The sequence below is a fragment of the Burkholderia sp. AU6039 genome, assembly GCF_002223365.1.
Lineage (GTDB): Bacteria > Pseudomonadota > Gammaproteobacteria > Burkholderiales > Burkholderiaceae > Burkholderia.
On record NZ_NKFK01000003.1, the window covers coordinates 1,153,399 to 1,167,339 of the forward strand.

The window sequence follows — 13,941 nt, forward strand, 5'->3', positions numbered from 1 at the left end:
AAGCAAGACCACCCGATGAGAACCACGCCCGCAATCGAAGAGCTCGACCTGTACGTCTGGGAAGGCAAGGCGGACATTGTCGACCGCGTCGCCCGGTGCATGGCGAGCTTCGACGTCGAAGTGATCCGCGCCGACAACGCGGAGATCTCGCCCGAGCGCGCCGCCTTGCGGCCGTCGCTGGCGATCATCAGCGTGACGATGATCGAAATCGGCGCCGCGTTCCTGCGCGACTGGCAGGCCAACATCGGCATGCCGGTCGTCTGGGTCGGCGCGGCGCGCGATCACGACGCGTCGCAGTATCCGCCCGAGTATTCGCACATCCTGCCGCTCGACTTCACGTGTGCCGAACTGCGCGGGATGATCGGCAAGCTCGTCACGCAGCTACGGGCGCATACGGCCGAAACGTCGCATCCGACCGAACTCGTCGCGCACTCGGAATCGATGCAGGCCCTGCTGCACGAAGTCGATACGTTCGCCGATTGCGACACCAACGTGTTGCTGCACGGCGAAACCGGCGTCGGCAAGGAGCGCATCGCGCAACTGCTGCACGAAAAACATTCGCGCTACCGGCATGGCGAATTCGTGCCCGTGAACTGCGGTGCGATTCCCGACGGCCTGTTCGAATCGCTGTTCTTCGGTCATGCGAAGGGATCGTTCACGGGCGCGGTTGTTGCGCATAAAGGCTATTTCGAGCAGGCGGGCGGCGGCACGCTGTTCCTCGACGAAGTCGGCGATCTGCCGCTGTACCAGCAGGTCAAGCTGCTGCGCGTGCTCGAGGACGGCGCGGTGCTGCGCGTCGGCGCGACGTCGCCGGTCAAGGTCGATTTCCGCCTGGTCGCGGCGAGCAACAAGAAGCTGCCGCAGCTCGTGAAGGATGGCCTGTTCCGCGCCGATCTCTACTACCGGCTCGCGGTGATCGAGCTGAGCATTCCGTCGCTGGAGGAGCGCGGCGCCGTCGACAAGATCGCGCTGTTCAAGTCATTCGTCGCGCAGGTCGTCGGCGAGGAGCGGCTCGCTCAGTTGTCCGATCTGCCGTACTGGCTGACGGATTCCGTCGCGGACAGCTATTTCCCCGGCAACGTGCGTGAACTGCGCAACCTCGCCGAGCGTGTCGGCGTGACGGTGCGGCAGACGGGCGGGTGGGATGCCGCGCGGCTGCAGCGGCTGATCGCGCACGCGCGCAGTTCGGCCCAGCCGGTCCCGGCGGAGAGTGCGGCCGAGGTGTTCGTCGATCGCAGCAAGTGGGACATGAACGAGCGCAACCGCGTCATTGCGGCGCTCGACGCAAACGGCTGGCGGCGTCAGGATACGGCCCAGCAACTCGGCATCAGCCGCAAGGTCCTGTGGGAAAAAATGCGCAAATACCAGATCTTCGACGAGGAGCCCGAGACCCGCGAAAGTGAGTAATTAATGAGATAAAATCGCGCTGAATTACAACGACTCGGGCGGGAATAGAACTTCATGAGCCATATGACGGGGTTGGGAAGGGCGTGCGTATTGTTCGCCCTGGCGGGAGGCATGCAGGGCGCATACGCGCAAAGTCTGGCGGACAGCGGTTCGCCCGTCGTACAGCAGGCATCGGCGCCGGTGGCGGCGATTCCGGTGATCGATTCGCAGACGTCGCTGCAGCCGCAGGCGGGCGAGTCGACGGGGCCGAGCACGGTCGACGACTTGCAGCGCCAGATCCAGGCGCACTCGCTGACGGAAATGCGCACGAGCTACAACGGCAGCTACGGCGCGAGCCTGCTGTTCAACGTGAAGGACGGTGCGTACTTCGTCGCGCTGTTCCAGCAGAAGGCGTTCTGGCGCGTCATCAAGACTTACGACGAAACGCGTGCGGAAGCGATCTATCGCGATTTCTCGCGCCAGGCGGAGCGGCTGGCCGTGAACGAACTGCGGGCGGCGAAGCTGGAATCGCAGAAGGCGCAAATGGACAAGCAGATCGAGGTCACGCAGGATCGCGCGCGGCGTCTGCAGGCGGATATCTCGATCGCCCGCCAGCAGCAGGCGGCGGTCGCGGATCGCCAGAAGAGCGTACGCAACGAGACGGCCGCCTTGCAGGCGCAGCAGGCCGAGCTTCAGTCGCAACTGCGCGCGTTGCAGCAGCAGGTGCGTTCGTTGCAGCGTGAGGCCGATGCAGGCCTGCCGACGACGGCACGCTGAACCCGGCGGCGGTGCGGCGACATGCCGCGCCGGCGGCACCAGTAAAAAGGGCAAGCCGGTTGGCTTGCCCTTTTGCTTTACTGGCCGTCCGGCACGATTCGCCGGCGGCGCGTCACGATGACCGGCCCGCTGCCGCCGCGGGAATCCGACGACGAGGCGTTGCCGGATGCGTCGCCGGTGTCGCGCGGTGCGCCGTAGCTTTCGCGCGGTTCACGGGGTTCGCGCGGGGCACCGTAGCCTTCGCGCGGCTCACGCGAGCCGTAACCCTCGCGCGGTTCGCGCGAGCCATAGCCTTCACGCGGTTCGCGGGAGCCGTAGCCGCCGTCGCCGCGCGATTCACGCGGGCCGCCGTGCGAGCCGTACGGGCTGTGACCGCCGCCTTCACGGCCGCCGGGGCGCCCGCCGGTGCGCGGCCCGCGGGGGCCGCTGCCGCCCGGGCGCGAGCCGCCCGTGTCGAGCTGGATCGTGGAAATCGCGCGCTTGTAGATGCCTTGCAGACCCACGGGGGTGCGCAGCATCACCAGGTACTGGTCGAACGACTCGATGCACCCCGTCAGACGAATGCCGTTGACGAGATAGATTTCAACGCGCTTACGTTCCTTGCGCGCCGAATTGATGAAGTCGTTTTGCGGATGGGATTCTGCGGGATTGGCCATTGAGGTGCGGCAGGAGCCTGCGTCAGAGAATATGTTGTGCGTGTGTGTGGCGTGTTCGTCCACAAGGTGTTTGGCGGGATTCTACCCTGTTCGATCGGGGAGCGCGAAGTCGTGATTGTGTCGAACCGTAACCCACTATAGACGTTCCAGCGCATTTTCGCGATTCGGCCAAACGGCTAATGCCATTTCGTTACGTTGCGTTACGACTCTCGCAAGGCCGTATCACCTGGGTTCGCGCGCGACGTTTACTTTAGTCGCGCGAGCCGGGCGGGCCGGCCGGCATATCAGGGATTCAGAACATGAACAAGAGACGATGGGCAGGGTGGGTCGGGAGCGTGGCGTTGCTGGCTTCGGGCAGTGCGATGGCGGGGCATGTCGACCTGTCGGTCGGCATCGGCGTACCGGTCGCGCCGGTCTATGTCGAGCCGGCCCCGGTCTATGTGGCGCCGCAACCTGCCGTGGTCGCCTATCCAGGCTACGGATACGGCTACTACGGCGATGACGACGACGATCGCTATCGCAAGTGGCGCAAGCACTATTACAAGCATGGGCACCGGCACCACGGCGACGACGATGACGATTGAGCCCGAGATCCACCCCGCCGGCGCGCATCAGAACGCGTAGTCGGGGTTTTTCGGGTCGAATGCGGTATCGTCGAGCGTCGCCGGTGCGATTTTCTCGATGACGATCCGCTCGAAGATCTTGCCGTCGTTGTCATACGACTCGACGGTCCGGAAATAGGGCGCGTGCAGGTCGAGCCCCAAAACTTCCTTCTTCGCGTAGAACTGCGGCCGGCCGGTCGGTGTTTCGTAGGTGAGCGTAACCACGCGCACGCCGTTGATCGTTCTGGCTTCCACATTGGTCGGCCGCTGCACGCCGGCTTCCAGATATTTCTTCCCTTCGGTCAGGTACAGGTTCGTGATGAATTCGGTGCCGAGATCCTTCACCTGGTGATTCGACTGGGCGCGCGCGAGTGCACCATCAATGGCCGTCCACAGCGGAATCTTGCCGAGCAGGCCGCCGAGGTGGCCGTACATCTCGTCCTTGCGCTGCGTCGTGTCGTAGATGGTCTCCTGTCCGGCGTGCGCGCCGCCCGGCAGCCATTTCGCATAGACGCGCAGCGGCTCGCGGGTGGTCTTCACGAGCATGCGGTCGGGCGTATCGGACCATTTTCCGCTGATGCGTTCCTGGCGCACCATCGTGAACTGGTAGGACGGATAGCCGTTGGGACCATTGCGGATATAGAGCGGCACGGCGAGCGGATCGAGCGCCTTGAAGAGCGCGGTGAGCGTCGCGTCATCGAGTTGCGCGAGCGTGCCGCGCTGCGCGGCCGTGCGTAGCCAGCGCGCCTGTTGCGCGACCGGTTCGCGGGTGACTTTCGCGAGATCGGCCGGCAGGGCGACCTCCTGCGCCGCGCTCACCGCGCTGGCCGCTTCCTGCGCATGCAGGCCAGTCTGGGCGAGCGACAGCATGCACGCGACTGCCACGGCGGCGGCATGCTGCGCGTGGCGCTTCTTTCCTTCGTTCATCGACGGCGTCTCCCGGGGCGATGGATCGTTCAGCCTTGCTTCGCGGCCTTGATTTTGGCGAGTTCCTCGTCGCGCAATGCACGGCGCAGGATCTTGCCGACGTTCGTCTGCGGCAGCGCGTCGCGGAACTCGACGAATTTGGGCATCTTGTAGCCGGTCAGGTTCTTGCGGCAGTGCGCGAGCACGTCGTCGACCGTCAGCGCCGGGTCGCGGCGCACGACGAACACCTTGATCCGTTCGCCCTGCACCTCGTCGGGAATGCCGATCGCCGCGGCTTCGCTGATGCCCGGATGCATCACCAGCACTTCCTCGATCTCGTTCGGATACACGTTGAAGCCCGACACGAGGATCATGTCCTTCTTGCGGTCGATCAGGCGGATGAAGCCGCGTTCGTCCATCACGCCGATGTCGCCGGTGCCGAGCCAGCCGTCGGCGTCGATCACCTTGGCCGTCTCGTCGGGGCGCTGCCAGTAGCCGCGCATCACCTGCGGGCCACGCACGCACAGCTCGCCCGGTTCGCCGACGGGCGCCCAGGTGCCGTCCTCGCGACGAAAGCGCACGACGGTGGACGGCGCCGGCAGGCCGATCGAACCGCTGAACGCGGCCATGTCGTTCAGGTCCACGGGGTTCATCGTGACGATCGGCGAGCACTCGGTCAGGCCGTAGCCCTCGACGACGGGCCGGCCCGTCACCTGCTGGAAGCGCTCCGCGACCGCGCGCTGCATCGCCATCCCGCCGGCCATCGCGAGCTTCAGCTTCGAGAAATCGCGCTTGCGGAATTCCTCGTTGTCGAGGAACGCGTTGTACAGCGTGTTGATGCCGGTGATCCCGGTGAACGTCTCGTTGCGGATGATCTTCATCACCATCGTCATGTCGCGCGGGTTCGCGATCAGGATGTTGCGGCCGCCGAGGCCCATGAAGATGAAGGCGTTCACCGTCAACGAATAGATGTGATACAGCGGCAGCGGCGTGAGCACGGTTTCGACGTCGCCCGAGACCTGGTCGGCGATCCAGGCCTTCGCCTGCAGCAGGTTCGCGATCAGGTTGCCGTGCGTGAGCATCGCGCCTTTCGCGACGCCGGTGGTGCCGCCCGTGTACTGCAGGAACGCGAGGTCGTCGCGCGTGATCGGCACCGGCTGCGGCTTGCCGCGGGCCCCGAGCGCAAGCGCCGAGCGCAACCGGATGGCCTGCGGCAGGTGGTAGGCCGGCACGAGCTTCTTCACGTGCTTCAGCACGAAATTGATCAGGCGTCCTTTCGCGTTGAAGCCGTCGGCGAGCAGGTCGCCGAGCGCGGTGACGACGATGTTCTTCACCTGCGTTTCCGGCAGCGCGTCCTGTAGCGTGCGCGCGAAGTTCTCGAATACGACGATCGTCTGCGCGCCGCTGTCCTTCAGCTGGTGCGCGAGTTCGCGCACGGTATAGAGCGGATTGACGTTGACGACGATCGCGCCGGCCTTCAGCGTGCCGAACAGTGCGACCGGGTACTGGAACGTGTTCGGCAGCATGATCGCGACGCGGTCGCCGGGCTTGATGCCGATGCCTTGCAGGTACGACGCGAACGCGTCGACCTTCTGCGCGAGCGTGCGATAGGTCATCGATGCGCCGGCGCTCACGTAGGCGACGCGCTCGGCGAAGCGGCTCGTGCATTCGTCGAAGAACTGCACGAGCGATGCGTACTGCGTGACGTCGATCTCGTGCGGGACGCCGGGCGGGTATGACGCGTACCAGATGCCGTCGGTGTTCGGCGGAACCTGGGCCGCTGCGGTTGCTGCGGAAGATGACATGACGAGTCTCCGGTCTTTGCTCTCGGCGAGGACGGGCGCTTCGGCGCCGGCCCGTGCCCCGTGCCGCACGGTCGATCGACGGGACGCCTCGACGCCCCGCACGACCGCGCGTTTCAATCAAATCGTGAACAGGAAGCGGCGCGTGGCCTCGCGCGCTCAGTTCGTGGAATGCAGCGTCGCCGTATCGACGGCGGGCGCAGCCGACTGCGGCAGCCCGAACGCTTCGCTGGCCCCCGCATCGTCGAGCACGGCCGCGAAGATCGACAGTTGCGCGCTGTCGGGCATCGGCGCTTTCAGCGCGGCGACGATCAGCGACGACAGTCGCGCGATCATCTGCACGTCGTTCATCGTGCGGCCTTGCGAGAACTCGTCGATCAGGCTTTCCGTTTCGGCGCCCGCGAGCGCGCCGGACAGCGCGCCGATCGCGAAGTGCAGCCGCCAGCCGAGCTCCGTGCGCGGCAGGTGCGGCAATGCGCGCTGGAACGCGTCGAAGAAGCGGCCCGCGACGCTCGCGTAGTGCGCGGTCAGGAAGTTGCGCACGAACGGCGACGGATCGGTGTACGCACGGCCGATCAGGCGCAGGAAGCCGGGCCCGCCGCGTTCGGGATTGCGCGAGGCCTTCAGCGCGGGAATGAACATCGCGCCGAGCACGTGCTCGCAGGTGATGTGCGTGCCGAGTTGCGCATCGAAGCGGTCGAGGATGCCCAGGCGCTCCTGGTTGAGCTGGTCGAGCCGGCGCGACAGCATTGCGTGGATCAGCGCTTCCTTGCTGCCGAAGTGGTAGTTGACCGCGGCGAGGTTGACCGCCGCGCGCGAGGTGATCTGGCGCATCGACATCGCCTCGAAGCCATGCTCGATGAACAGGTCCTCGGCCGCATCGAGGATGCGCGCCTTCGTCCCGCCGGTCTGCCGCGTGCCGGATGACCGTGCCCCGGACGGCCGTCCCGCGGATGGCCGCCCTTCCTGACTTACTGCCATGTCCCGCCTCCCATGCCGGTCGCCCGGCCGCGAACTGGTGATTTGTTTGTCTGATTCAAACAGCCGTTTTTATTAAGATAAAAAATCGCGCACCGAGCGGGCAAGCGGGGAATCTGGACAAATTCCTCTAGTTCGATGTGCGAATGCGGAAAGTATCGCGCGTGCCCTCGGCGGGACGGGGCACGCGTGATGATGCGGTGCGGCAATGCGCGGGATCAGCCGACCGTGCTACGCGTATTGACCGATTGCGTCATGTCGATGCCGCGCCGCTCGCGGCTGAACTGGATCAGCACGGCGATCACGACGGCGACGATGCCGGCCACGAGCGCGAGCGCGAAGCTGTAATTGTTGTTGTGCGAAACGGCGAGCGACGCCTGCATCGTCGCGTTGCCCGACGCGAGCAGGTTGCCGAGCTGGTAGACGACGCCGGGGAAGGTCGCGCGGATCTCGTCGGGCGAGATCTCGTTCAGGTGAACCGGGATCACGCCCCACGCACCCTGCACCGAGATCTGCATCAGGAACGCCCCCGCGGCGAGGGCAACCGGGCCGCTCGAGAACGCCCACAGCGGCAGCACGGGCAGGGCGATCAACGCGGCGATGAAGATGGCGCGACGCCGGCCGATCCGCTCCGAGATCGCGCCGAACGACAGGCCGCCGACGATGGCGCCGATGTTCAGCACGATCGTGATCCACGACACGGTATGCGGATCGAAGTGATGCTGTTCGCGCAGGAACGTCGGATAGAGATCCTGCGTGCCGTGCGAGAAGAAATTGAACGCTGTCATCAGCACGATCGCGTAGATCGTGAGCTTCCAGTTCTGCTTCAGTGTGGTGCCAAGGCTCGGGCGCGGGCGCTTTTCCATCTGCTTCCATGCCGGCGATTCGGGTACGTGCGAGCGCACGTACAGCACGAGCAGCGCGGGCAGCACGCCGACCATGAACATGCCGCGCCAGCCGATGTACTGGTAGAACAGGCCGAACACGACGGACGCGAGCAGGTAGCCGCTCGGGTAGCCGGCCTGCAGCAGCCCCGACACGAAGCCGCGCGCATGGGTCGGCACGGTTTCCATCGTCAGTGCGGAGCCGACCCCCCATTCGCCGCCCATCGCGACGCCGAACAACGCGCGCAGCACGAGCAGCGCGGTCAGGCTCGGCGCGAAACCCGATGCGAGTTCGAGCAGCGAATAGCACGCGATGTTGACCATCAGCGTCGGGCGGCGGCCGAAGCGATCGGCGAGCCGGCCGAAGATCAGTGCGCCGAGCGGGCGCATCGCGAGCGTCAGGGTGAGCGCGAACGCGACGGCGGGAATCGTCGACCCGAATTCGGCGGCGATGTCCTTCAGCACGAACACCATCAGGAAGAAATCGAACGCATCGAGTGTCCAGCCGAGGTAGGCGGCGATCGTGACGTTGCGTTGTTCGCGGGTCCAGCTCATGTCCGAGGTCTCCTCGTTGGCTTGCGCGCTCACGTTATGCATGCGGATGCCGGCACGGCTTGCGCGCGGTGCGGGGGCATGGATCGAGTGTAGGCGGCGGCGCCGGACGATGTGGGGCGCGATAACGTCGAATCGGGAATAATCCCTAGGAAATGAACTGTTTCGGAAATGGCAATGCCGTCGTACCAAGCCGGCGACAGGCCTCTGTATCATTCCGGAAGGCTGTTTGTATCTGTTTTGTAATGCGCCCGATGCGCATCGTCACCGAATCAGGAGTCCCGATGACCGAACGTTCCGCCGCCACGCTGCCCGTGCTCGAGACTGCCCGGCTGTGGCTGCGTCCGCGTGTGCTGGCCGATCGCGACGCATGCCTCGCGATGGATCGCGATCCCGAGGTCACGCGGCACATCGCGGGCCCGTGGCACGATCCCGTCGAGCATCGGCGCTTCGTCACGCACCGGATCACGTGCGACTATCCGCCGGGCCTCGGCTACTGGTCGATCTTCGAGAAGGCCGCCCCCGATGCGTTCATCGGCTGGATCCTGCTGATTCCCGACTATGCGGACGGCGCGCGCGACGTCGAGATCGGCTGGCGGCTGGTGCGTGCGACGTGGGGGCGCGGCATCGCGAGCGAAGCCGCGGCAGCCGTCGTGCGTCACGCGTTCGACACCGTGCGGCTGCCGCGCGTGATCGCCGATATCGCCGAGGCCAACAGCGGCTCGCTGAATGTCGCGCGCAAGCTCGGGATGCGTCGCGTGAGCATCGTGCACGATGGCATTCCTTACATTCGACATCGTCTCGAACGCAACGATCTGCGCGCGTAGCGCGGCGTCGTGCGTGGGCGGTCCGTCGGGCGGTTGTCAGAGATCGTCAACCGCAGGCGTATCGAGGTCATGACGTATTAACGGCTCGCGTGATCAGGAGTATCGTTGCCGGAATTTCGCAACATGGGGTACGACCATGGCTCTCGGCAACGATGTTCACCTGATTCCCGTCAAGCTGGAAGAACTGCGTCCCACGCAGATGACGGTCGGCTATCGCGAAGTCAAGGCGAAGCGCAAGCACTGGAAGGCGCTCAACAAGCGGGCACGCAAGGCCGCGATCGAATCGCACTGGTTCCCGGCCGTGCTCGGCCCGGGCGGGCTGCACTACATCACCGATCACCACCACCTCGGCCTCGCGCTGATCGAGGAAGGCGAGGCACACGTGAACGCGATGCTGCTGAAGGACCTGTCGTGGCTCGACGACACGATCTTCTGGCGGATGATGGAACACAACCAGTGGGTGCATCCGTTCGGCGCGGACGGCACGCGCCGTGACTACGCGAATCTGCCGAAGGCGCTGACGGGGCTCGTGGACGATCCGTACCGCAGCCTCGCCGGCGAGCTGCGTACGGCGGGCGGCTATGCGAAGGATGCGACGCCGTTCAGCGAATTCCTGTGGGCCGACTACCTGCGCCAGCACGTGTCGCTCGACCAGATCCGCAAGAACTTCGCGAAGGCGCTCGACCTCGCACTGCATCGCGCGCACGACCAGGATGCACGCTATCTGCCCGGCTGGTCGGGCGTCATCGCCGTCAAGCCCTGACCGCCACATGACGACCGCCCCGATCCGCCCCGATGCCGGCCCGCAGCATGCCGACCATTTCGCCGCGCTCGACACGGCCTCGCCGCCGCCCACGCGACGCATCGGTCTCGATGCGCTGGCCGGCCTGTCGATCGCGGGGCTGCTGATCCCCGAGGCGGTCGCGTACGCGGGGCTGGCGAACCTGCCGCCGCAGGCCGGTCTCATCGCGTTGCTGTCGGGGCTCGTCGTCTATGCGCTCACCGGCAGCAGCCGCTTCGCGATCGTGTCGTCGACGTCGTCGTCGGCTGCCGTGCTTGCGGCGACCGTGCTCGCGGAATCGGGGATGGCGCTCGCCGCGCAGCTCGCGCTCGCGGCGGCGCTCGTCGCGATGACGGGCGTGCTGTTCATCCTGGCCGGTGCCGCGCGGCTCGGCGGCATGTCGGATTTCGTCGCACGGCCGGTGTTGCGCGGCTTCACGTTCGGCCTCGCGCTGACGATCGTCATCAAGCAGTTGCCGAAGATCCTCGCGATCTCCGTGCAGCACAGCGATGCGCCGCATGTCGCGCTCGACCTGATCACCGGCGCGCCGCATGCGAATCTCGCGAGCGTCGTGCTCGGCGCCATTGCCCTGGCGTTGCTGTTCACGCTCGGGCGCAGCTCGCGCGTGCCCGCGACGCTCGTCGTGATCGTGCTGTCGATCGCGGCCGGCTACGCGATCGACTGGCAGCGATACGGGATCGCGATCGTCGGCCATATCGATTTCAAGCATATCGAGTTCGGCCTGCCGACCCTCGACCGCAACGCGTGGATGCAGACCATCGAGCTTGCGTTCGCGCTGATGCTGATCCTGTACGCGGAATCGTACGGATCGATCCGCAACTTCGCGCTGAAGCATGGCGACAGCGTGTCGCCGAACCGCGACCTCGTCGCGCTCGGCTGCGCGAACCTCGTGTCGGGCCTGCTGCACGGGATGCCGGTCGGCGCCGGCTATTCGGCGACCTCGGCGAACGAAGCGGCCGGCGCGCAGTCGCGCTTTGCCGGCCTGTGGGCGGCGGGCGTGGTCGCGCTGATCGTCTGGCTGCTGCTGCCGCAGCTCGCGCGCACGCCGGAGCCCGTGCTCGCGGCGATCGTGATCTTCGCGGTCAGTCACTCGCTGCATCCGTCGGTATTCCGGCCGTACTGGGCCTGGCATCGCGATCGCCTCGTGGTGATCGCCGCGCTGCTCGCGGTGCTCGTGCTCGGCGTGCTGCACGGGTTGCTCGCGGCCATCGGCGTGAGCCTGCTGCTGACGCTGCGCAAGCTGTCCGAGCCGAACGTCAGCGTGCTCGGCAGGCTGCGCGACAGTCACGATTTCGTCGACGTGGCGAGCCATGCCGACGCGAAGCCGGTGCCCGGCGTGCTGATCGTGCGGCCCGAGGCGCAACTGTTCTTCGCGAATGCGGACCGGATGCTGAACCGCGTGCGTGCGTTGATGAAGGCCGCGCCGGACGCGCATACCGTGATGCTGAGCCTCGAGGAAACGCCGGATGTCGACAGCACGACGATCGAATCGCTGCGCACGTTCGCGGCCGAATGCACGGCGCGCGGGTTGCGGCTCGCGATCGTGCGGCTCAAGGTGCACGCGCTGCATGCGCTGCGCCGCGCGGCCGACGATACGCTGCACGACGATGCGATGTCCGAACTGAGCGTCGACGAGAGCCTGCAACTGCTGCAGGCCCGGATGCCGCCGGACGGCAGCGACGGCACGACCGCCGCGTGACGGCGTGGCGCGGGGGCGCCGCGCCGGTGAGTGCTATGGCGAAACCGCGGCGTCGGCCGAGCGATCGATCATGTCGGTCACTTCGTCCGCCGTCGGCGCATAGGCGCCTGCATGCGCACAGGCAACCGCCGCACAGGCGGCTGCGTAGCGCAGATGCTCGGCGGCGGATGCATCGGGACGCGCGAGCTGGCTCGCGAGCCAGCCGCCGATGCTGGCATCGCCGCAACCGACGGTGTCGGCCACTTCGGTCGGGAACGCGGGCTGGAACAGCACGATGTCGCGATGCAGGAGCTGCATGCCGGATGCGCCGCGCGTGACGAGCATCGCGGCGTCCGGCGCCCACGTGCGCAGTTGGGCGAGCGCGGTGGCTTCATCGAGTTCGGGAAACAGCCCGCGCAGATCCTCGTCGGATACCTTGATCCAGTCGGCGAGCCCGGCCAGCCGGCGCAGCGTGTCGCGATACGACGGCGCGGCCATCGGTGCGCGGAAGTTCGGGTCGAACGAGATCCGCTTGCCGGCCGCGCGCGCCGCTTGCGCCACGTCGATCAGGCGCGACGCCAGCGGCTCGCGCACGACGCCGAGCGAGCCGACGTGCACGATCTCGGCCGCGTCGAGTGCGCCGGCGGGCAGGTCCGCCGGATCGAACGCGAGATCGGCGCTGTTCTCGCCGATGAAGAAGTAGTGGGGCGGCTGCTTCGACACGACCATCGCGAGCAGCGGCGCGCGATCGACCTGCCGGATGAAGCGCAGGTCGAGCCCCGCGTCGGCGCTCTTGCGCATCAGCTCGTCACCGAAGGTGTCGCGGCTGACCGTGCCGGCGAAGGCCGTCGGCACGCCGAGTCGCGCACCGACGCGCGCGACGTTCCAGCATGAGCCGCCGGCGACGCTATGCCAGTGCTGGTCGTCGTCGCGGATGAAATCGGTCAGTGCTTCGCCGAATACGATCAGGCGGGGAAACGTCGTCGTCATGTCGAAACCTTGTGCCGCGCCGCTGTGCGCGGCGATGCAGCGATTGATCTGAAAAGGCGGGCAGTGCGGGCCGTCGCATGCAGCGACGCAGCCAGGCACCGCCCGGTTGCTCGGGCGGACGGGGGGCGATCAGCGCGGGGTGCTCCAGCCCTTGTAGCTCTTCACGTTGTCGCGCGTGATGAGCGTCGGCTCGATCAGGATCATCGGGTTGGCCGGCTTCTGGCCGTTCATGATCCCGTAGCCGACGTTGACGGCCTGCTGCGCCATCGCCCAAGGGTCCTGGCTCGACGACGCCTGCACGAGCGTATTCGACTTGAGCGCGACCTCGATATCGGGCGCGCCGTCGACCGACGTGATCACGATGTTCGGGCGGTTCAGCTGCTTCGCGGCGAGATCGCTGCCGATCGCCTGCGGGTCGTTGATCGTGAACACCGCGTCGAGCTTCGGAAAGCGCGTCAGGTAGCCCTGCATCGCGTTCATCCCGCCTTCACGCGAGCCCTTGCCGTCCTGGTCGCTCGACAGCACCTTGATGCCGGCACTTTTCGCGAGCACGGTCTTGCAGCCGTTGACGCGATCGATCACGGCCGACACCTGCGGGCCGTTCTCGATGATCACGTTGCCCTTGCCGTTGAGTTTCTTCGCGATGTAGTCGCATGCCAGCTCGCCGGCCTTCACGTTGTTGGTCTGCACGGTCGCGTTCGCGCCGGCCGCCGCGACGTCGACCGCGACGACCGTGATGCCGGCCGCCTGCGCCTTCTTCACCGCCGGCTCGATCGCCTTCGGATCGGTTGCGTTGAGCAGGATCATGTCGACGTGCGCGGAGATGAAGTTGTCGATCTGCGTGAACTGCTTGTTCAGGTCGTAGTCGGCCGACACGGCCGTGACCTTCGCATTCGGGTTGATCTGCCTGGCGCGCGCCTCGGCGCCCTTGACGATCGTGACGAAGTACGGGTTACCGAGCGACCCGACCGTGACGCCGATCGATTTGAGCGGCTTGTCGGCCGCGTGCGCGGCGGAAGCGCCGAAGGCGAGTGCGCAGGCGACGGCGGTCAGGGCGGCTTTGTGCTTGAACATGTCGTGGTGTCTCCGTGAAGTGGCTTG

Annotated in this window: 13 protein-coding genes; 6 read left to right on the top strand and 7 right to left on the bottom strand. The window is 66.4% G+C overall.

The features are described from left to right. Positions 1 to 15: 15 nt before the first annotated feature. Entirely contained in the window at positions 16 to 1,407 is a 1,392-nt protein-coding gene (locus CFB39_RS08030) for a sigma 54-interacting transcriptional regulator (RefSeq protein ID WP_089425235.1), read from the top strand. A gap of 54 nt (positions 1,408 to 1,461) precedes the next feature. Further along, entirely contained in the window at positions 1,462 to 2,163 is a 702-nt protein-coding gene (locus CFB39_RS08035) for a DUF2968 domain-containing protein (RefSeq protein ID WP_089472670.1), read from the top strand. Positions 2,164 to 2,240: 77 nt separating this feature from the next. Here the strand turns inward: CFB39_RS08035 and hfq are convergent, their stop codons facing one another. After that, positions 2,241 to 2,819 carry an RNA chaperone Hfq gene (gene hfq / locus CFB39_RS08040; protein ID WP_069247846.1) on the bottom strand — a complete coding sequence of 193 codons (579 nt, stop codon included), beginning with the start codon at positions 2,817 to 2,819 and terminating at the stop codon, positions 2,241 to 2,243. Positions 2,820 to 3,118: 299 nt separating this feature from the next. On the opposite strand from hfq, the gene CFB39_RS08045 reads away from it, so the two are divergent. Beyond that, positions 3,119 to 3,403 carry a hypothetical protein gene (locus CFB39_RS08045; protein WP_089472671.1) on the top strand — a complete coding sequence of 95 codons (285 nt, stop codon included), beginning with the start codon at positions 3,119 to 3,121 and terminating at the stop codon, positions 3,401 to 3,403. Between the two features lie 27 nt (positions 3,404 to 3,430). Here CFB39_RS08045 and CFB39_RS08050 read toward each other — a convergent pair whose 3' ends face one another. From CFB39_RS08050 to CFB39_RS08065, 4 genes are all read right to left on the bottom strand, one after another. Further along, a complete protein-coding gene (locus tag CFB39_RS08050) occupies positions 3,431 to 4,348 on the bottom strand; it encodes a DUF1571 domain-containing protein (protein ID WP_089472672.1) in 918 nt (305 codons plus the stop codon). Between the two features lie 29 nt (positions 4,349 to 4,377). Further along, a complete protein-coding gene (locus tag CFB39_RS08055; RefSeq protein ID WP_089472673.1) occupies positions 4,378 to 6,132 on the bottom strand; it encodes an AMP-binding protein in 1,755 nt (584 codons plus the stop codon). Between the two features lie 156 nt (positions 6,133 to 6,288). After that, a complete protein-coding gene (locus tag CFB39_RS08060) occupies positions 6,289 to 7,110 on the bottom strand; it encodes a TetR/AcrR family transcriptional regulator (RefSeq protein WP_089425240.1) in 822 nt (273 codons plus the stop codon). Between the two features lie 215 nt (positions 7,111 to 7,325). Next, the gene (locus tag CFB39_RS08065; RefSeq protein WP_089472674.1) at positions 7,326 to 8,546 is read right to left on the bottom strand and encodes an MFS transporter; all 1,221 of its coding nucleotides are present in this window, start codon (positions 8,544 to 8,546) and stop codon (positions 7,326 to 7,328) included. Between the two features lie 281 nt (positions 8,547 to 8,827). Here CFB39_RS08065 and CFB39_RS08070 point away from each other — a divergent pair, with 281 nt between their 5' ends. From CFB39_RS08070 to CFB39_RS08080, 3 genes are all read left to right on the top strand, one after another. Further along, positions 8,828 to 9,370 carry a GNAT family N-acetyltransferase gene (locus CFB39_RS08070; protein ID WP_089472675.1) on the top strand — a complete coding sequence of 181 codons (543 nt, stop codon included), beginning with the start codon at positions 8,828 to 8,830 and terminating at the stop codon, positions 9,368 to 9,370. A 136-nt stretch (positions 9,371 to 9,506) separates the two neighbouring features. After that, on the top strand, positions 9,507 to 10,133 hold the full coding sequence (locus CFB39_RS08075) for a ParB-like protein (protein WP_089472676.1): 627 nt from the start codon (positions 9,507 to 9,509) through the stop codon (positions 10,131 to 10,133). Positions 10,134 to 10,140: 7 nt separating this feature from the next. After that, on the top strand, positions 10,141 to 11,871 hold the full coding sequence (locus CFB39_RS08080; RefSeq protein WP_089472677.1) for a SulP family inorganic anion transporter: 1,731 nt from the start codon (positions 10,141 to 10,143) through the stop codon (positions 11,869 to 11,871). Positions 11,872 to 11,904: 33 nt separating this feature from the next. Here the strand turns inward: CFB39_RS08080 and CFB39_RS08085 are convergent, their stop codons facing one another. Both CFB39_RS08085 and CFB39_RS08090 read right to left on the bottom strand, forming a co-directional pair. Further along, positions 11,905 to 12,840 (bottom strand): carbohydrate kinase, encoded by a 936-nt coding sequence (locus CFB39_RS08085; protein WP_089473246.1) that lies wholly within the window; start codon positions 12,838 to 12,840, stop codon positions 11,905 to 11,907. A gap of 129 nt (positions 12,841 to 12,969) precedes the next feature. Next, positions 12,970 to 13,914 carry an ABC transporter substrate-binding protein gene (locus tag CFB39_RS08090; protein WP_089425243.1) on the bottom strand — a complete coding sequence of 315 codons (945 nt, stop codon included), beginning with the start codon at positions 13,912 to 13,914 and terminating at the stop codon, positions 12,970 to 12,972. Positions 13,915 to 13,941: the final 27 nt, after the last annotated feature.